An 18,220-nucleotide genomic window follows, 5' to 3' on the forward strand; every position below is an offset into this window, starting at 1 on the left:
GGTTGTCCCCTAATTTCCGACGGCGGTTGCGGCGTAGCGGCTGGCTGGGCGTTCGAGGCCCAGCAGGTCCCTGAAGGTGCCATCAAGCGGCACCGGTGCGAGCACTCCCCTGCGCCGGAGTTCCGGGAGCACCAGGCGGGACAGTTCCTCGAAGTCGATGTCGAACCTGGCCGGATGCAGCCGGACACCGTCCGCCACTTCCAGCACTTCGGTCAGCAGATCGGCCAAGTCGGCCGCGGATCCGGCGAAGCGTGCACGCCGGGCACCGTCAACCCCGCCGCTGCCTGGCTCCCCGAAGGCGGACGATTCGTCCCCAAGCCGCTGGGCGCCGGCCTGACCGCGGGCGTCGAGAACGACGTCGAGCTCCACCACAACGGCGGGTGACCCGCCGCCCAGCCGTTCCCGCACGTCCCGGACCTCGTCCACGAGGAGTTCCGCCGTGGGCGCGGAGACCAGGAGTGCATCCACATCGGCGGGCTCCACCAGGCCTGCGCCGACGAGGGACGCGGGCACCAGCACCGGCAGCTGTCCCTGCAGTGGGCGGGGGATGATGGACGGGCCCTTGACCGAGTAGCCGGGGCCGTCGAAGTCCACGTAGTGCAGCTTTCCGGCGTCGAGGTAGCGGCCGCTGGCGACGTCGCGGATCACGGCGTCGTCCTCCCAGGAGTCCCAGAGCCTGCGGCTGACTTCGATGGACGCCGCGGCTTCCTGCGCAAGGCCGTCACCGGCAACGTACGAGCGCCCGACGGCGGCGGCCGCCGCGGGGTTGTCCTCTGCGGTTGCGATCCAGCCGGCACGCCCGCCGCTGACATAGTCAAGGCTGGCGAGCTGGGTGGAGGCGTGGAAGGGCTCGGTGTAGGCCGTGTCCACTTCCGGGATCAGGACAAGGGAGCGGGTCAGCGGCCCGGCGAACGCGGCGCGCTGCAGCGCGTTCAGCCGTCCCTGCGCCGGGGAATCGCTGAATGTCACGGCGTGGAAACCGGCCGACTCGGCGGCCAGCACGGCGGCGGCGAGTGCCGAAGCTCCCCCGGCAACGCCGTCGAGCTCGAGCGCCAGGAATCCCCAGCCTCCGGCGGTGTTGTTTGTGTTGCCCATCATGCCTCCTGACGTTCGGTGGGCGTCTGCTCGCCGGCTTCGACCGCTACCGGTAGCCGGTTTTCGGCGGGCGGCAGCGGGCATGTGGCCAGGTCTGTGTAGGCGCACGGTAGGTTCACGGCCCGGTTGAAGTCCAGGTGGACCGTGCCATCCGCTCCGGGTGCCGCAATGGTCAGCGAGCGGTTGGCTGCGTAGGTGGTCTTGCCGGACGTTTCATCCGTGAACAGCACGGACAGGCTGCCCGGTGCGTGGCCGTTGAATGCCGTCAGCGTCAGGTCCTTCCCGCCCAGCCGGAACCGGACCTGGCCGGGGGCTTCGTACACATGCTGGATGCCCTCGACGGCGGCCCCCACCGTGGTGGCGCGCGGCTCGTCGAACGGAACGAATGTTCCGTCCACGGCAAATGCCGGGTCCGGTGCGTACGCAGGCGTACCCCTGTACTCCCGGAGCAGCGGGGTCTCCGGGTGGCGCGGCCGGACGATGTATTCACCGCCACGCTTGGCGAGCTCGACGACGGTGTCCCCCGCCGCGAGGTTGACCCCGCCGCGTTCGGCGATGGGCCCGAACAGCACGGTGGCGCCGCCGTCGGCGTTCAGTTCCCTGCCGTCCTGTTGCAGGGTCTCGCCATCCGCCAAGACCAGGCGGACGGCGTCGTTCTCCACATTCCAGGTGCCGGGAACGCCGTCAAGCCGCGCGGGTTCCTCCCCGAGCCAGTGCAGGTGCGTGACGGCGAGGAAGCCGTGGGGGTCAGCGCGGTGCCGCTCATGGGCGGCGTGCCACTCGGCCCAGGCTGCATTGAACTGCCCGTCCCGGTGTTCCGGTCCGTCCCGGTGATCGAGCTTGTCGAGATCCGCGGTTTCAGTGTGCGTAGACGTGGGCATGATCGCTCCTGTAGTTGTCGTGGTCGGCGGCGACGGTGGCGGCGGCGTCCGGTTCGGTGGCCCCGGCAGACTCCGGACGGCCGCCGAATGGATCCGGCGATTCCCACAGGCGCGTGGGTGCGGCGGCCCGGACTTTGGGGATGACCTCGAGGGCGAACCGTTCGAGGATGTCGAGCTGCTGCTCAAACGGCAGCGTGGTGGGCAGCGAGATGGACTGGAGGTCGTGGCCGTACAGCCGGTGGTAGCTGAGGATCTTGTCCACCACCTGCTCCGGGCTGCCCACCAGGGCGGGCCCTTCCGCGACCGCATGGTCGATGTCGCGGAAAGGCGAATTGTTCCCCGGCACATTCCGGCCGGCGGTCAGTGCCTCGTACACAGGGCCGAACTGCCTCTTGGCCTCCTGCGTGGTGTCCGCTATGAACACGCCGCCGGCGCCGCTGCCCGATCCGAGGAACTGGTGCCGCGGATCGTGCCCGTGGCGTTCGTACTCTTCGCGGTAGTGATCGATCAGCACCTGGTAGTTTTCCCGCGGCTGGATGGCATTGGCGGTGAACAGCGGATCGCCCCACTTTGCCGCGAGCGCCGCGGAGGTCAGGGTGGTGGCGGAGCCGTGCCACACCCGGGGCGCGCCGGCGAACGGCCGCGGCGTGGTGGTGGTCGGTTCTGTCAGCGCAGACCGGAATGTTCCGGACCACGTGACGTTTTCCTCGGTCCACAGCCGGCGGAGCAGCCCGTATTTTTCGGCCAGAAGGTCCCACTGGTCATCAAGGTCCAGGCCGAAAAGCGGGTACTGCAGCACTTCGTTGCCTTTGCCGATCACCAGTTCCAGCCGTCCCCGGCTCAGCTGGTCAATCGTTGCGTAGTCCTCCGCAACGCGCACGGGGTCAAGGACGGAGAGGACGGTCACCCCGCTTTGCAGCCGGATCCGGCTGGTTACAGCGGCGATGGCGGCCAGCACGGTGGTGGGCGACGACGAGATGAACTCGCCGGCGTGCCGCTCCCCCACCGAGAAGCTGTCGTAGCCCAACTCCTCGGCGCGCTGCGCGGTCCGGACCACCTGGTTGAGCCGGTCAGCCGTGGAGACGATCGCCCCTGTGACCGGGTTCTTCAGGTGCGGGATGATGTCGAGGACCTGGAACTTCACTGGGTTTTCCCCGCCTGGGGCGTCCCGAAGTTGGCTTCAGTGACCGTCTTGGACTCCGGCAGTGCTTCCTCGGACAGGCCCCAGCGTTCCAGGACCTTGCCGTAGGATCCGTCCTTGATGGCGGAGTTCAGCGCCTCGGTGATGACCGGCGCCAGCCCGTTGCCCTTGAGCGATGTGGCGGCCACCAGGGTTTCGGACGGCCAGCCGGCGTTGACCTTGCCCACGATCTTGAGGTCGTCCCGGGTGTTTTCGCGGTACGCCGTGGACGGGTAGGGCGCGATGTTCAGGTCGGTGCGGCCCGAGGACAGCGCCAGGATGGTGTCGGCGTCGGAGGAGTAGTACTGCAGCACCGCCGGCGCCTTGCCCTTGCCCTCCAGTTCCTTGTTCCACGCCAGCAGGATCTTTTCCTGGTTGGTGCCGGAACCCACCGAGACCTTCAGGCCGGAGATGTCGTCCGCGCCCTTGATGTCATAGCTGGAGCTCTTCTTGGCCTCGAAGCCCATGTAGGCGGCCCGGTAGCTGGCGAAGTCGAACAGCTTCACGCGGGCGGCGTTGATGCCCACGTTGGAGAACACTGCCTCGAAGTCGCCGGACTGGGTCTTCAGCGGCCAGTTCTCCCAGGACGTGACCTGGATGTCGAGCTCGAGTCCCAGCTTGTCCGCCACGAGTTGGGCGATGTCCAATTCGGAACCGATGGGCGTCTTGTCGTCCGTGGCGTGGAAGGACAGCGGGATCGAGCCGGCCGTGGTGGCCACGGTGAGCTTGCCGTCCTTGCCGATGAGCTCGGGGACCTTGGCGGCGAGCGCCGCGTCCTTCTCCGCCCGGATCCGCTGCTGGTCCGGTGACGTGTTGTAGACGACGCCGTTGCGAGCCGCCGTCGTCGCCGGCTGCTGTCCGGAGGCCGCCGCGCCCGGATCGGCGCAGCCGCTCAGCGCCAGGGTGCCGGACAGGGTCCCGAGGAGGACGACGGCGGGAAGCGCCGCCAGCGTGCGCGTTCGGCCGCTGCTGTTGTGCCGGAAGGTGGAGAGTGCCATGGGGAGGTCCTTTAGATGTTGAAAGCGGGTTCGATCACCTTGGAGAAGAAACTCCGGGTGCGTTCTTCCTGCGGGTTGGTGAAGATGTCCTGGGGTGCGCCCTGTTCCACGATCTGCCCCTGGTCCATGAAGACCACGGTGTCCGCCACGTCGCGGGCGAACCCCATTTCGTGGGTCACGATGATCAGCGTTGTGCCGGATGTGGCAAGCTCGCGGATGACATCCAGGACTTCGTTGACGAGTTCGGGGTCCAGTGCGGAGGTGGGCTCATCGAACAGGAGGATCTTCGGGTCCAGTGCAAGGGCCCTGGCGATGGCCACACGCTGCTGCTGGCCGCCGGACAGCTGGCGCGGATAGGCGCCGGCGCGGTCTTTGAGGCCAACCCTGTCCAGCAGTTCCAGTCCTCGTTCACGGGCTTCGGCCTTGGTGAGGCGCGGCTTGCCGGAACGCGGTGCCACCACGGGCGCCTCGGTGACATTTTCCAGCGCAGTGAGGTGCGGGAACAGGTTGAAGTTCTGGAACACCATGCCGATTTCGGTGCGCTGCTTGAGGATGTCCTTCTCGCGCAGTTCATGGAGCCGCTTTCCGCGGACCTCGTAGCCCACCAGTTCGCCGTCGATGGCGATGAAGCCGCCGTCCACTTTTTCCAGGTGGTTGATGGTGCGCAGCAGGGTGGACTTGCCGGACCCGGACGGGCCCACGATGACGGCCACTCCGCCCGGTTCAACGGTCAGCGTGATGCCCTTGAGGACTTCAGTGGCACCGAAGGATTTCCGGACCTTGGTGATTTCCACGAGCCCGCGGGTTGCTGCGGGGGCCGTTGGATGTTCTGGTGCAGCGACGGCGGTGCTCATCGGGTGCTCCTTGCTCGGTTGTCGGAAGCGGCGGCGTGGGTTGCGAAGAACCTGCGGGCCTTCTGGAGCGGCGTCAGCGGGAGGGTCCGCACAGCGCCCTTCGAATAGTGCCGTTCGATGTAGTACTGGAAAACGCTGAGCACCGAGGTGATCACCACGTACCAGAGCGTGGCCACGAGGAGCAGCGGCAACACCTGCTGGGTGCGGTTGTAGATGACCTGCACGGTGTAGAACAGCTCCGAGTACGCCAGGACGTAAACGATGGAGGTGCCCTTGACCAGGCCGATGATCTCGTTGAAGGCGGTGGGCAGGATGGCCCGCATGGCCTGCGGCAGGACGATCCTGGTGGAACGGCGCCAGGCCGGAATGCCGAGGGCGGCTGCTGCTTCCAGCTGGCCCTGGTCCACCGAGAGGATGCCGCCGCGGATGATCTCCGCCGAGTAGGCCGCCTGGTTCAGCGTCAGGCCCAGGACTGCAGCCGCGAACTGGCTGATCAGCGTGGTGGTCTGGACTTCGAAGAAGCGGACGTCCGTGAAGGGAATGCCCAGGCTGATCTTCTCGTAGAGGTAGCCCAGGTTGTACCAAAGGAGCATCTGCACCAGGAGCGGGGTGGAGCGGAAGATCCAGGAGAAGGTCCAGGACACCGAGACCAGCAGCGGCGAGGCGGAAAGGCGCATCAGGGCGAGGATGAAGCCCAGGACGAACCCCAGTACGCCGGAGATGGCGGTGAGCTTGAGCGTCTCCACCAGCCCGTTCACCACCGATTGAGCGGTGAACCACTGCGCCACAACCCCCCATTCCCAGCGCGGGTTCGTGGCCAGGGACCACGCCACCGCGGCCACGCCGAGCGCCACTACTGCAGTGCCCACCCAGCGCCACGGGTGGCGGGACGGGACCAGCCGGTAGTCGGCGTAGTCGGTGGCGGGTCCGCGGGGCTGCGGGTTCTCGGGTCCCTGGGGTCCGCCCTGCTCCGCGGACGGGCCGGGATTGGAAACACCTGCGTCAGGTCCGGCGGACGCCGGTCCTGCTGCGGACTGCGCTGCCCGGGTTGCTGTTGAACTCATGCGCCACCTCGCTTCTTGTCTTGCTGGATTGGTTTATCGCGTTCGGATTGCTGCAAATCTAGGGACGCCGGAAAGCGGCAGCAAGGCGGCATGTTGCATTGCTTCACGGAGGTTCTCACGGCGTCATGAGTCGTTTTCTTGCGCGGATTTACGCGCTGTTACGCGGCGTGAACGGCCGTGACCCGAGCCTCGACCGCGGTCTGCCGGGCTGCCTAGCATGAGGCGAAAACCCCGGTCCCGGACCACCCCGCCTGAACAGGAGCCCAGCCGTGCCAGCGAACATCCCTACCGTGGCCTTTGTGGGCGGCGGTCCCCGGACGGCGGGCGTCCTGGAACGCCTCGCGGCCAACCGGCCGGAGCTGTTTGCCCGCCCGCTGGCCGTCAATGTCATCGAGCCCCACGTTCCCGGCTCCGGCAGGATCTGGCGCTATGACCAGCACCCCGGCCTGCTGCTCAACTCCGCGGCAGCGGACATCACCATGTTCACCGATGCCTCCGTAACGTGCGAGGGTCCCGCCGCCGACGGCCCCGGACTCGACGGTTGGGCTGCCGGCGTCCTGGACGGCAGCATCACCGACGTTCCCCCGCTCCCCCCGGAACTGCAACGCCAGCTGCGCGCCCTGACCGGCGCCACGTTTCCCACCCGCCAGCTGCAGAGCGTCTACCTTGAGTGGTTCTTCCGCCGGGCGGTTTCCGCGCTGGGCCCCGACGTCGCAGTCACTGTCCACCGGGACACTGCGGTACGGATCGATTCCGACGGCGACGACGGCACCGGCGCGTACCGTGTCAGGCTCGCCGGCGGCGGGACTGTTGACGCCGACGTCGTGGTTTCCGCCCTTGGCCACACCGATTCACTGCCGGACGATGCGTCCGCGGGTTTCGCCGGCTTCGCGGCCCGGCACGGCGGGTTCCACGCCGCACCCAGCTACACCACCGACGTCGACTATTCAGCGCTGGCCCCCGGCCAGGACGTGATCGTCTCGGGCATGGGGCTGGCGTTCGTGGACCTGGTGGTCCTGCTGACCGAAGGCCGGGGCGGCCGGTTCGAGGAAACGCCCGACGGCGCTCTGGCGTACGTTGCATCCGGCGCGGAACCGCGGCTTTGGGCGGGTTCGCGGCGCGGGGTTCCGTACCATTCCAAGATTTCCTCCGCCCTCCGCGACGAGCCGGCAGATGCGCCACAGTTCTTTACCGCCGCTGCCGTGCAGGAATTGCTGGCGCAGCACGGGGAGCTGGATTTCCGCGCCCACCTCTGGCCGTTGATCGCCAAGGACGCGGGCTACGGCTACTACCGGGAGCTCTTCACGGGCTACCCGGAACGCGTGGTCATCGGCTGGGACGAATTTTCGGACCGTTTCGCCGCACTGGACTGGTACAGCCCCGAACGCGAACGGCTGGTGCTCGAGTCGGTGCCGGACACTGAGTTCCACCTGGACTTCGAGAAGCTGGACCAGCCGCTCGCCGGACGTGACTTCGCTGGCCGCCATGACGTACAGGAGGCCGTGGCAGCCTACATCGAGCACGACCTCCGGCTGCGCACCAGCCCTGACCACTCGGAGACGCTGGCGCTGTTCATCGCCCTGCTCAAGGTCTACATGGACCTGGGCCGGCTGGTGCCGCCCGAACGGTTGAACGCGCGGTCGCAGCGGGAGGTACACGGCTGGTGGCACGGGTTCTTCAGTTTCGTGGACTCCGGCCCTCCGCCACAGCGGCTGCGGGAGCTGCTGGCACTCCACCAGGCAGGGCTGCTGCAGTTCCTCGGCCCGGGGCTGGAAGTCGGCGCCGATGAGGCCTCGGGGCAGTTTGTGGCCGTGTCCGTCAGGGGCGGGGTGCGGATATCCGCCAAGGCCCTGATCGAGGCCAGGCTGCCCGCCCCGGCAGTGGCAGGCTCCGCGAATCCACTGCTGCGGTACCTGCACGGCTCAGGATTCGGCAGCGAGCAGACGGTCCTCACCGCCGACGGGCTCCATGCAACCGGCCGGCTGCTGGTGTCCGCGGCCAGCGAGCTCGTCAGCCCGGTGGGCGAACCGAACCGCAGGTTGTTCGCCGTCGGGCCCAACACCTCCGGCTGGGGCGCCGGCGCCTTTGCCCGCCCCGGAACCAACGCTGCGCCGTTCCGTGAGAATGATGCACTGGCGCGGCGGATCCTTAGCGTGCTGGCGGAAGATGAAGCATCGGCTGTACCGGCCGTATCGGGAAAGGCTCAGCCATGGAACAACTAACCGAGCCGCCGGCGTCTTTGCAGGCGTCCGAACTGACGGTGCTCAGCCTGCCCATGCACGACGCCCGGGTACGGCCGCTGCTGGACGAGCTCGCCCACGAGTACGACACCCGCTACGGGAACCTGTTCGGCCGGGGAGCGGCCGCCGAAGAACTCAACCGTTACCCTGCGGCGGAATTCACCGCGCCGGGCGGTGCCCTGCTGATCGTCCAGGAAAACGGCGAATCCGTAGCCGGCGGAGCGTTCCGGCGGCACGGGCCGGACACTGCGGAGCTCAAACGGATCTGGACACACTCGGCCCACCGCCGCCGCGGACTGGCCCGGTTTGTGCTGTCCGAGCTTGAAGCCCTCGCCGCCCGCCGCGGCTACAGCCGGGTGTACCTGACCACGGGACCGCGGCAGCCCGAGGCGAAACACCTCTACCTCAACTCCGGGTATGAGCCGCTGTTCGACCTGGCGGCCGATCCCGAAACCATCAAGTTCCTGGCATTCAGCAAAGATTTGGAGCCGCGCGGCTAAGCTGTCGGCATGGCCATCAAATCCACTGCAGATAAAGTCGCCACCATCCAGAAGGGCTACACCCTGGAGGGCGCCACCATCGAGCTGGGAGCCGCGATTGTGGACGGTGAAGTCCACATGGATGCCCCCGTCCGGCTGCCGCTTTCCATGATGAACCGGCACGGCCTGGTGGCAGGCGCAACGGGCACCGGCAAGACCGTCACGCTCCACATGATGGCGGAGCAGCTCTCCAACGCCGGCGTACCCGTGTTCCTTGCCGATATCAAAGGTGATCTCTCGGGCCTCGCAACCGCCGCAGCGGGCAGCGAGAAACTGAAGGCCCGCACGGACGGCATCGGCCAGGCCTGGGCGGGCAAGACTTTTCCGGTGGAGTTCCTGGCGCTCGGCGGTGACGGCAACGGCATCCCGGTCCGGGCCACCATCACTTCCTTCGGCCCGATCCTGCTTTCCCGCATCCTGGAACTCAACGACACCCAGGAATCCAGCCTGCAGCTGGTCTTCCACTTTGCGGACAAGAACAACCTGGAACTGATCGACCTGAAGGATCTCCGGGCGGTCATCCAGTTCCTCACTTCGGACGAGGGCAAGGACGAACTTGAAGCGCTGGGCGGCCTTTCCAAGGCGACCGCCGGCGTCATCCTCCGCGAACTGGTGACCCTCGAGGCCCAGGGCATGGAGGCTTTCTTTGGTGAGCCCGAATTCGACACCGCCGAGCTGCTGCGCACGGCCCCGGACGGACGCGGCGTCGTCACCTGCCTGGAACTGCCCACGCTGCAGACCAAGCCCATGGTGTTCTCCACCTTCCTCATGTGGTTGCTCGCGGACCTCTTCGAGGACCTTCCCGAAGCCGGAGACCTGGACAAACCCAAACTCGTCTTCTTCCTCGACGAAGCCCACCTGCTGTTCAACGACGCGTCCAAAGCGTTCCTGGAGGCCATCACCACCACCGTCCGGCTCATCCGGTCCAAGGGCGTGGGAATCTTCTTCGTCACCCAGACGCCGAAGGACGTTCCGGCTGATGTCCTGGGGCAGCTGGCCAACCGCATCCAGCACGCCCTCCGCGCATTCACCCCGGAAGACGCCAAGGCCCTGAAAGCCACCGTGTCCACGTTCCCGGTGAGTGACTACGACCTCGAAGAAACACTCACCTCGGCCGGCATCGGCGAAGCCGTCGTGACAGTGATGAACGAGAAGGGCGCTCCCACCCCGGTGGCCTTGACCCGGCTACGGGCACCGGAATCGGTCATGGGCCCCAGCACGGAGGAGCTGGTCAAGAGCAGCGTGGCCGGGTCCGCACTGCTCGTCAAATACGGCACAGCCGTGGACAACGTGTCCGCTTACGAGAAGATCTCAGGAACGAAGGCTGCGTCCACCGGCGCGGCTGCCCCCGGCCAGCCGCCCACTCCGGCCAGGGACGTCTTTGTTCCCGGCAGCCCGGTTCCGGGAACGGACCAGGCAGCGGTCGACGCCGATGCCCGCCGCATCGAGGAGGAAATCCTCGGCCGCCCCAGCAGCAGGCCTGCCCCGGCACCCGAACGACCCCGCAGCAGCGAACGCCAGGCACCCCCGGCACAGCAGGAACAAGGCGGTGGAATGATGGGCGACCTCGCCGGAGCCCTGGGTGGCGCACTCGGCGGCGGTCTCAAGAGCATGGCCCGTTCGCTCGGTACGCAGCTGGGCCGGGAGTTGCTGCGGGGCGTCTTCGGCACCTCCTCGAGGCGCCGCCGCTAGCACCTCCGCAGGGGTGCCTGCAGGGGCCCCAGCGGGAGCCAGCCAGCCGCCGTCGGACTGTCTGACAGCCGCTCTGCAGCGTCATGCGCGGAGGCCTCATCACCTGCTTTCCCGTGCCTTACCGGTAACGTAAGGTGCGTGCAGATGAGTCAAGCGTTGGTGAGGATCGCAGCCGGGTGGCTGCTGGGCCTGATGCTTGCCATCGCCGGAGCCGTTGTTGCGGTGAATCTGGTCAACGCCTCGGTAGCGAGTCCCGAGCAGCCCGTACGTGAATATTTGGACGCGCTGCAGAAGGGCGAAGGCGAAAAAGCGCTGGGCCTCCTGCGTGCCTCCGTTCCGGAAAGCGACGCCGCCATGCTGGACGGAACAGCGCTGCAGACGGCCGCTTCCCGGGTGACGAACGTGAAGTTCGGCGAGACGCAGGACCGCACGGGGAACCAGGTCATGGTTCCGATGGAATACACCATTGACGGCAGCCGGCTCAGCACCGAGTTCCTGCTGGAGCGAACCGGCACCGAATGGCTCTTCTTCAACAAATGGGCATTCGTGCCGGCCACATTGCCCGTTCTGGAAGTCACGGTGGTCAACTCCAACCAGGCCACCCTCAACGGTATTCCGGTGAACATGCCTAACGGCCGCAATTCCTTCGCCGTCTTTTATCCCGGCGAGTACGAGGCCAGCCTGAACGGTGAATACTTCTCGGCTCCGGCCAGCCACGCCACGGTGTCCGGACGGGACGTACCCACGGCGCCGCTGAGCCTCCTGACCCAGGCAACCTCCGCGCTGAAGGACGCAGTGGGCGCGAAGGTCAAGGAATTCCTGGACACCTGCGCCGCGGAGGCCGTTAAGGAGCAGAAGCTGCAGCCGGACTGCCCGTTCTACCACGCCACGTTCAACCGGGTCACGCTGGGAACCATCAACTGGAGCATCAGCGAGTACCCGAAGGTATCCATCGAACCCTTCGGCGGCCGCTGGGTGGTGGCCCCGCTGGACGGGAAGGCCCGGTTGAAGGCGCAGCAGACCGACCTGTTCACCGGCGCCGTGACCGACCTCGACGTCGAGCACGACTTCAGCTTCACCACCCGTCTGGACGTCGACGGCGACACCATCAGGGTCACCCCGCTCCTCAGCTACTAGGCTCCCGGCGGCTGCCGTGCTGCTGCCGTGCGCTGTCGCAGTGTGCGTCACGCCATGCAGACTTTCACACCGCCGCCCAGCACACTTGCCCTAAATCCAGCGGAACTTCATCCCTTAGCGGCTCAAAAGCATGCGTCCAGTGACTGCAGTTCAGGGCCGGCCACCACGGCGCCCGGCAAGAACCGCGAGAACTTCGGCCAGCATTCGCCCCGGGCTGTGGACCACGTCCGCGTAGTAGTAACGAAGCACTGTGTAGCCCCGCACCACAGACCGGTTGTTCCGGCGCTGGTCCTTTTTCACCTGGGTCCATTCGCCGTGCTGGCGCCCATCCAACTCGATCACCAGCCAGCCTTCCAGCAACAGGTCGACGTAACCGACGCCGTCGATATAGACCTGGGCTTCGACCTGGATCCCGGCCTGCCGGAAGCACGTCCTTGCCAGGGTTTCCAACATCGAGTCCGCTCCGCGGTCCACCCACTGCAGGACCTCGCGGGCACGCCCGTTCCTGCGCCCTGGCAGCCTGTGCCGCAGGAACTCCACCGTCATATCTCCCCGTCCCACGGCACATTCCACCATGATCAGCGACTCCCGCAGCGGCAAACACCGTAAGGCATGGATCAGGACGTCTCCAAGGGACGCTACAGGCATGTTGGCGTGTGGTGGCAGCAGCAGGCCGCCGTGCGGCACATCGCCGTCGAACGCATCGCCCCGTCGGTGATACACATGGGCCGGGCCTGAGGAGTCCAGCACCCACAGCCCATAGAAGGGTGCGGCACTGATACAGGTAAGGAGCTGGCGGCGCAGGAGCAGGCCCACGGTGTCCGGGTTGGCCGTCTGGAGCGCATAGAGCCCCCGGGCAGGCTGTCGTACGCCAGCCCTCACGGCCCGCCGCAGCGCAGCATCGTCAACGCCGAGCCGGGCGAGTACGGGCCGCCGCGCCGCTCCCCCGCACGCGGCCAGGGCTGTCTCCACATCCATGCCGCCATCCTGCACAAGGCCGGAGTCACCAAGCACCCGCGGGCAAGGTTATGTGGAAATCTCCGCGCCCACATCCGGCGTCACCCCGTGCAAGCTCTTGCGGCCGGCGCCTCAGTGCCGCGCCGGTTTCGTCCCGGAATCGCGGCGGCCAATTGCCCGTGGACGCCAAAAAGCTGCGGCGCGTGACGCCTGGTCACGGGCCGCAAGCCTTCAGTAGTGCTTTGGGGAGGACCTCAGTCCATGCCGCGGAGGTCCAGGACCAGCTCGGTGTCGCCGTCGGCCTGCAGCACCACCGGGATGCCCCAGTCCTGCTGGTACAGGTGGCAAGCCGCGTGGTCGGGGATCTCGCCGTCGGCCGTTTCCGGGCCGTCGCAAGCGGCAGCGCGGGCAGTGATGTGCAGGACGCCCTCCGTGATTTCGGAGGAGAGCTCCAAAGTCCGCTGCAGGCCCACTGATGTCCCGCCGCCCGCAACCAGCAGCTCGGGCGGGGTGGAGGAGATCTTCAGCTGCGTGGGGTCGCCCCAGCGGTCGTCCAGCTTCTGCCCGGTGGGCGCTGTGAAGCGCACGGTCAGTTCCAGCGTTCCTGGGGCTACGGGGCTCTTGGGCCGGTGGGTCTGCACCGCACCCTCGTCCACCTGCTGCGCTTCCTTGGGGATGGGCACGTAGATCAGCTGGTGCTTGTTGGCTTCCACCACCACCAGCAGCGGCTCGGAGCCGGCCGTGTGGGTGTGGTCCACAATCACGTCGGACGGCTCCGAGAGCCCGCGGGCGAGCGTCGACACGGTACCGGTGGCGGGATCGTAGCGGCGAACGGCACCGTTGTAGGTGTCGGCGATGGCCACGGAGCCGTCCGGCAGCACCGTGACGCCGAGCGGGTGCTGCAGCCGTGCGTCGGCGGCCGGCCCGTCACGGAAGCCGAAGTCGAACAGGCCCTTGCCGACGGCGGATTCCACGGTGACCGTACCGTCGTCGTCGATTACCAGTTTGCGGAGCGCGGAGGTTTCCGAGTCAGCCACCCAGATGTTGCCGTCGGAGTCCTCGGCCAGGCCGGACGACTGCGCGAACCAGGCTTCGTGGGCGGGACCGTCAAGCAGGCCTTCGAGCCCGTTTCCGGCCAGGATGGACACGGCACCGGAGACCGGGTCCAAGCTGAAGATCTGGTGGACGCCGGCCATGGCCACCACCACGGCGTCGAGCTTGGCGGACCACACCACATCCCAGGGCGAGCTCAGCGCGACGTCCAGGGGATGGTCGCTCAGTCGTCCGGTGAAGCCTGCCGCGTCCTCGTCCACCCGCGCCGGTCCGGTCTCGAGCAGGCGCTGCACGCCGCTGCCGGCGAGCGTGGTGACGGTTCCGTCCGCGAGGGACAGCCCGCGCAGGCGGTGGTTGACGGAGTCGGCAATCACGACGTCGTAGCCGGTCTTCGCTGCCACGTCTTCCGGCAGCAGGACAAGGCCCTGCGGTTCGTTGAACTGTGCGGTGGCCTTGACGGAGTCGACGTCGGCGCCGGGGCCGTCGGCGTAGCCCTTCGTTCCGGAACCGTAGGTGCGCAGCACCGTGTGGAAGTCCGTGTCCAGCTCCACCAGGCGGTGGTGGCCCGTGTCCGTGACGAGCCAGGAGCCGGCGTCAGGCGCGGCGCCGTCGGACGTCCCGTTGGAGCGGGTGCCGCGGCCGGCCGGGAGGAAGAGGGCCTTGCCCGGGAAGCGCAACGTGCCCGACGTCGGCTCCGGGGCAACGTACGGGCCGTTGCCCCGGTGCAGGGTTCCCTTGGCCTCGTGCTGGGCGATGAGTTCCGGGATCAGTACGGACAGGCCGTCAGCGTGGCCTTCGCCGGACAGGTGCGCCACAATGTAGCCCTCGGGGTCGATGACCACCAGGGTGGGCCAGGCGCGGGCCGTGTAGGCCTTCCAGGTCTCCAGCTCGGGGTCGTCCAGGACGGGGTGGTGGATCTCGTAGCGCTCCACGGCGGCGGCGAGGGCGACGGGGTCGGCCTCGTGCTCGAACTTCGGCGAGTGCACGCCCACCGTCACCAGGACGTCGGAGTACTTCTCTTCCAGCGGGCGCAGCTCATCGAGCACGTGCAGGCAGTTGATGCAGCAGAAGGTCCAGAAGTCCAGGAGCACGATCTTGCCGCGCAGGGCTTCCAGGTCCAGGGATTTCCCGCCGGTGTTCAGCCAGTTACGGCCCACCAGTTCGGAGGCGCGGACCCGGAGGTGGGTGCGTACGGTTTCGCTCATCAGCGTCCTTCCAGCTTTGAGTTGCGTTCAGCCAGCTTGGCGTCGCGTTCAGCCAATTTGGCAAACATATCGTTGTAAGCAGTGAGATCGGCGTCGTTATTCCTGTCGGCCGCGCGGTCGGTCCGTTTGGACTCCCGTGCATCCGAACGGGACCACATGATGGCGACGCCGATGGCCACCAGGAGCGTGGGTACTTCGCCGATGCCCCAGGCCACTGCGCCGCCCATCTGCTGGTCCAGCAGCGCGGAGGGTCCCCAGGCCCGGCCCAGGTTGCCGAAGTAGTCCGCGGCCAGCAGGTTGGTGCCGCCCATGATCGCGACGCCGAAGAAGGCGTGGAAGCCCATGGTGGCCAGCAGCAGCAACAGACGCATGGGGTACGGCGCGCGGCGGGGCAGCGGGTCCGTGCCGATCATGGTCAGGACGAAGATGTAGCCGGTAAGGGCGAAGTGCAGGTTCATGAGTTCATGGCCCACGTGGTCGCGCATCGCGTAGCCGAACGCATCCGAATAGTAGAAAAGCACGATGGAACCGGCAAAGTTGGCCGCGGCGAAGAGCGGGTGGGTGACCAGCTGGGAGAACTTGGAGTGCACAAACAGCAGCAGCCATTCACGCAGGCCCCGCGAGCCGTCTCCGCGAGCCGGCAGGGCCCGCAGTGCGAGCGTCACGGGCGCGCCAAGCACCAGGAAGATCGGCGCCACCATGGTCAGCGCCATATGGTCCACCATGTGCGCGGAGAACAGCACCCGGCCGTAGACCGACGGCGGTCCGGACGTGACGTAGGTGAGCACCACCAGCCCGATCACCCAGTTGATGCTCCGGAACCAGGACCATTTATCGCCCCGGCGAAGGACCTTTGCCACGCCGAGGAAATACGAGACCAGGCCGAAGGCAGCGACGGCGATCCAAAGCCAGTCCAGACGCCACTCTGTCAGCCAGCGTTCCGGGGTCAGCTCAGGCGGCAGTTCGTAGCCGGAGAGGATGAACGCCGGCGAGGCGTCAGGAGCGAAGGTGGTCGGCTGCGGCGGGGCGGAACGGCCAAGGGCGACGGCGATGCCTGAGGTGGCGCCCATGATCAGCACTTCTGCGATCACCAGCTGCCAGAGCACCCGCCGGGAGGAGAGGGCGCCGCCCTTGCGGTTCAGCTGCGGGATGACCCACTGGCGGTGCATGAGGCCGATGCCGCCGAGCATCAGCGTGGCGACGGCCTTGGCAAGCACCATCTGCCCGTAGGCAGATCCGAAAAGGTCGTGCCAGTTGGTGATCCGGATGCTCGCGTTGATGACGCCGGAGGCGAACACTAGGACAAAGGCGAATCCGGCCAAGGAGGAGAAGCGGCGGAGCGTGGGCTCGGTGATGTCCGCCTTGCCGGCTGCTTTGGCGCCCGCGCTGGCGTTGGCCCCCGTCAGGATGCCGGACAGGACAGCCAGCATGATGATGCCGCCCACCCACGCGGATACGCCCACAAGGTGCAGGGCCAGCGAGTTGATGGCGCCTTCATGGTCGCTTGAGCTTGAGGAGTGGCCGATGAGGGCGATGGGCACCATGCCCACCAGCGACAACACCAGCGTGAGGGCCAGGCCCGTCAGAGACCTGACTCCGAACAATGCCGTGGTCACTATTGCGGCAACGATGGTGACGGCGAGCCAGGCCCGGCCGGTCTCAATGTCCGTCATGAAGTAGACCAGCGCGCGGGTGAACTCGGCATCCCCGGAGAGGGACTGGCCGGCCACATCCGCATAGGTCAGTACCAGCACTGCAATCGCTGACAGCGTCCACGCAGCGCCTGCAGCAGCAGCCACGGCCAAGGCACGGGAGAACGCCGGATGCTCAGGTGTGGCAGTGTCCTTAGACCGGGATCCGTTGGCGTTGCGGGGCAGGATGCCTACGGCGAAAATCAGGCCGCCGATCACTGTGGCCAGCGAGACGTTGTGGATGGCTTTGCTGACGGGCAGTCCCCAGCGGATCAGTGCCCCTGGATCTGACACCTCGCGTGCGGCGGCTGCCCCGGAGAACAGGAGGGCGCCCACAAGTCCCAGGAAGAGTGCGGCAAGGCCGGCGAACTGCCATGCCCGCGAAATGCCCGTTACGCTGCCGGACGCCCCAGTCTTTCCCGGAGTGGGGGAAGGCTGCGGAACGGTGGGGCGGGATTTTGCTGCTGAGGGCACCTATCCATTGTCCGCTACGGGTGCCTGCGCCGCGAATCGGCCGGTTTCGCCAAACACCAGTTAACGCAAAGGGAGCGGCAACCCTCAGGTTGCCGCTCCCTTTCAAGCGTTGGACGCCGGGTGCTACTTCTTGGAGACAGCAGCCTTCAGCTTGGAGCCAGCGGTCAGCTTGACGCTGTGGCCAGCGGCGATCTGGATGGTCTCGCCGGTCTGCGGGTTGCGGCCGGTACGAGCTGCACGGTCGGTGCGCTCAACTGCGAGCCAGCCCGGGATGGTGATCTTCTCGCCCGCGGCGACAGAGGTCTCGAAAACCTCGAACAGTGCATCGAGCACGGAGTTGACGGCTGCCTGGCTGGTGCCGGCCTTGCCTGCTACCTCTGAAACAAGTTCACTACGGTTCTTAGCCATTGATGTCCTCCTGGACGGTCATGATTTCTGGAGCCTGAACGCGGCATGCGCACAAGCCACTGTTCGAAAACTTACCAGCTTGCCGCGGTCAGGTCCGCAAATTCCGCGTGTTTCCGCCATTTTTTGAGGTAAATCACCGGTTTTGAGGCCTTTTGACCCCGTATTTCGCCATCAGCGGACGGCCGCCGCAGCTCCCGCAGGGACGGGGACGGAACGCTCTCTCACCTTTCGCACTCACCACGGCGACGCTCTCTCACTTCCTGCGGGTTTTTCCCCGTCGCTCTCGCACTTTGGGGGGAGGTTCGACGGCGGTGGTTGGCGTGGGTTCCTGGCCGGTTTTGCCGGGTGGTGGGTGAGGGTCGGGGGAAAGGGGCCAGGATCCGGGAGAGGGGCCGGCAAAGGGAGGCGAGTGTCTGCGGGGGTGCGGGTTTGGTGGTTTAAATGCGGGAGAGCCCCAACCGTGTGGTTGGGGCTCTCGACCTGAATGGTGTTCCGGCGGTGACCTACTCTCCCACACCCTCCCGGGTGCAGTACCATCGGCGCTGTGGGTCTTAGCTTCCGGGTTCGGAATGGGACCGGGCGTTTCCCCCACGCTATGACCGCCGTAACCCTTGCTCCGCGCCCTGGACGTGTGGTCCGGGGCGGGAAATCTGTGGTTACAACATGTGTTCTGCCGGTGAAGGCAGTTGTGGTGTTGTTATTTTATTGTTGATTCCTGAACGCAACGGGTTTGTTGGTTGGGAACCACATAG

The 18,220-nt window shown here is 66.9% G+C and carries 14 protein-coding genes and 1 rRNA gene; 4 read left to right on the forward strand and 11 right to left on the reverse strand.

The features are described from left to right. Window positions 1-9: 9 nt before the first annotated feature. Genes ACSQ1X_RS20220 through ACSQ1X_RS20245 form a run of 6 tightly spaced genes read right to left on the reverse strand, consistent with a single transcriptional unit; the run spans window position 10 to window position 6,072 of the window. Window positions 10-1,095, reverse strand: coding sequence for an LLM class flavin-dependent oxidoreductase (locus ACSQ1X_RS20220; RefSeq protein ID WP_436059374.1), 1,086 nt, complete (start codon window positions 1,093-1,095; stop codon window positions 10-12). Beyond that, window positions 1,095-1,976, reverse strand: coding sequence for a DUF1684 domain-containing protein (locus tag ACSQ1X_RS20225; protein WP_436059046.1), 882 nt, complete (start codon window positions 1,974-1,976; stop codon window positions 1,095-1,097). The genes ACSQ1X_RS20220 and ACSQ1X_RS20225 overlap by 1 nt, the downstream gene beginning before the upstream one ends. Continuing rightward, on the reverse strand, window positions 1,954-3,120 hold the full coding sequence (locus tag ACSQ1X_RS20230; protein WP_436059047.1) for an LLM class flavin-dependent oxidoreductase: 1,167 nt from the start codon (window positions 3,118-3,120) through the stop codon (window positions 1,954-1,956). The genes ACSQ1X_RS20225 and ACSQ1X_RS20230 overlap by 23 nt, the downstream gene beginning before the upstream one ends. Further along, the gene (locus ACSQ1X_RS20235) at window positions 3,117-4,154 is read right to left on the reverse strand and encodes a transporter substrate-binding domain-containing protein (RefSeq protein ID WP_436059048.1); all 1,038 of its coding nucleotides are present in this window, start codon (window positions 4,152-4,154) and stop codon (window positions 3,117-3,119) included. The genes ACSQ1X_RS20230 and ACSQ1X_RS20235 overlap by 4 nt, the downstream gene beginning before the upstream one ends. Before the next feature lie 11 nt (window positions 4,155-4,165). Then, a complete protein-coding gene (locus ACSQ1X_RS20240; RefSeq protein WP_055807122.1) occupies window positions 4,166-5,008 on the reverse strand; it encodes an amino acid ABC transporter ATP-binding protein in 843 nt (280 codons plus the stop codon). Next, the gene (locus tag ACSQ1X_RS20245; protein WP_436059049.1) at window positions 5,005-6,072 is read right to left on the reverse strand and encodes an amino acid ABC transporter permease; all 1,068 of its coding nucleotides are present in this window, start codon (window positions 6,070-6,072) and stop codon (window positions 5,005-5,007) included. Before ACSQ1X_RS20245 ends, ACSQ1X_RS20240 begins: the two co-directional genes overlap by 4 nt. Window positions 6,073-6,341: 269 nt before the next feature. On the opposite strand from ACSQ1X_RS20245, the gene ACSQ1X_RS20250 reads away from it, so the two are divergent. From ACSQ1X_RS20250 to ACSQ1X_RS20265, 4 genes are all read left to right on the forward strand, one after another. Then, window positions 6,342-8,294 (forward strand): FAD/NAD(P)-binding protein, encoded by a 1,953-nt coding sequence (locus ACSQ1X_RS20250; RefSeq protein WP_436059050.1) that lies wholly within the window; start codon window positions 6,342-6,344, stop codon window positions 8,292-8,294. Next, window positions 8,282-8,812, forward strand: a complete 531-nt coding sequence (locus ACSQ1X_RS20255) for a GNAT family N-acetyltransferase (RefSeq protein WP_055807131.1) — start codon at window positions 8,282-8,284, stop codon at window positions 8,810-8,812. The genes ACSQ1X_RS20250 and ACSQ1X_RS20255 overlap by 13 nt, the downstream gene beginning before the upstream one ends. Window positions 8,813-8,821: 9 nt before the next feature. Then, a complete protein-coding gene (locus tag ACSQ1X_RS20260) occupies window positions 8,822-10,543 on the forward strand; it encodes a helicase HerA-like domain-containing protein (RefSeq protein ID WP_436059051.1) in 1,722 nt (573 codons plus the stop codon). A 144-nt stretch (window positions 10,544-10,687) separates the two neighbouring features. Beyond that, window positions 10,688-11,680 carry a hypothetical protein gene (locus tag ACSQ1X_RS20265; protein ID WP_200939440.1) on the forward strand — a complete coding sequence of 331 codons (993 nt, stop codon included), beginning with the start codon at window positions 10,688-10,690 and terminating at the stop codon, window positions 11,678-11,680. Window positions 11,681-11,830: 150 nt separating this feature from the next. Here the strand turns inward: ACSQ1X_RS20265 and ACSQ1X_RS20270 are convergent, their stop codons facing one another. The 5 genes from ACSQ1X_RS20270 to rrf form a co-directional block, all read right to left on the reverse strand. Next, on the reverse strand, window positions 11,831-12,658 hold the full coding sequence (locus ACSQ1X_RS20270; RefSeq protein ID WP_436059052.1) for an endonuclease domain-containing protein: 828 nt from the start codon (window positions 12,656-12,658) through the stop codon (window positions 11,831-11,833). A gap of 233 nt (window positions 12,659-12,891) precedes the next feature. Then, the gene (locus ACSQ1X_RS20275) at window positions 12,892-14,895 is read right to left on the reverse strand and encodes an NHL domain-containing thioredoxin family protein (protein ID WP_436059053.1); all 2,004 of its coding nucleotides are present in this window, start codon (window positions 14,893-14,895) and stop codon (window positions 12,892-12,894) included. Beyond that, the gene (locus tag ACSQ1X_RS20280; protein ID WP_436059054.1) at window positions 14,895-17,060 is read right to left on the reverse strand and encodes a cytochrome c oxidase assembly protein; all 2,166 of its coding nucleotides are present in this window, start codon (window positions 17,058-17,060) and stop codon (window positions 14,895-14,897) included. Before ACSQ1X_RS20280 ends, ACSQ1X_RS20275 begins: the two co-directional genes overlap by 1 nt. 123 nt (window positions 17,061-17,183) lie before the next feature. Continuing rightward, complete coding sequence (locus tag ACSQ1X_RS20285) at window positions 17,184-17,468, reverse strand: HU family DNA-binding protein (RefSeq protein ID WP_028271010.1); 285 nt, start codon at window positions 17,466-17,468, stop codon at window positions 17,184-17,186. Between the two features lie 490 nt (window positions 17,469-17,958). Next, window positions 17,959-18,075, reverse strand: a 5S ribosomal RNA gene (gene rrf / locus ACSQ1X_RS20290). Between the last annotated feature and the right edge of the window lie 145 nt (window positions 18,076-18,220).

Source organism: Arthrobacter sp. LjRoot78, from assembly GCF_964254335.1.
Taxonomy (GTDB): domain Bacteria; phylum Actinomycetota; class Actinomycetes; order Actinomycetales; family Micrococcaceae; genus Arthrobacter.

Excerpts from the sequence above, each read along its gene's own strand:
- ACSQ1X_RS20220 (WP_436059374.1), bottom strand. The coding sequence starts at position 1,095 with ATGGGCAACACAAACAACACCGCCGGAGGCTGGGGATTCCTGGCGCTC.
- ACSQ1X_RS20225 (WP_436059046.1), bottom strand. The coding sequence starts at position 1,976 with ATGCCCACGTCTACGCACACTGAAACCGCGGATCTCGACAAGCTCGAT.
- ACSQ1X_RS20235 (WP_436059048.1), bottom strand. The coding sequence starts at position 4,154 with ATGGCACTCTCCACCTTCCGGCACAACAGCAGCGGCCGAACGCGCACG.
- ACSQ1X_RS20240 (WP_055807122.1), bottom strand. The coding sequence starts at position 5,008 with ATGAGCACCGCCGTCGCTGCACCAGAACATCCAACGGCCCCCGCAGCA.
- ACSQ1X_RS20245 (WP_436059049.1), bottom strand. The coding sequence starts at position 6,072 with ATGAGTTCAACAGCAACCCGGGCAGCGCAGTCCGCAGCAGGACCGGCG.
- ACSQ1X_RS20255 (WP_055807131.1), top strand. The coding sequence starts at position 8,282 with ATGGAACAACTAACCGAGCCGCCGGCGTCTTTGCAGGCGTCCGAACTG.
- ACSQ1X_RS20260 (WP_436059051.1), top strand. The coding sequence starts at position 8,822 with ATGGCCATCAAATCCACTGCAGATAAAGTCGCCACCATCCAGAAGGGC.
- ACSQ1X_RS20265 (WP_200939440.1), top strand. The coding sequence starts at position 10,688 with ATGAGTCAAGCGTTGGTGAGGATCGCAGCCGGGTGGCTGCTGGGCCTG.
- ACSQ1X_RS20270 (WP_436059052.1), bottom strand. The coding sequence starts at position 12,658 with ATGGATGTGGAGACAGCCCTGGCCGCGTGCGGGGGAGCGGCGCGGCGG.
- ACSQ1X_RS20275 (WP_436059053.1), bottom strand. The coding sequence starts at position 14,895 with ATGAGCGAAACCGTACGCACCCACCTCCGGGTCCGCGCCTCCGAACTG.
- ACSQ1X_RS20285 (WP_028271010.1), bottom strand. The coding sequence starts at position 17,468 with ATGGCTAAGAACCGTAGTGAACTTGTTTCAGAGGTAGCAGGCAAGGCC.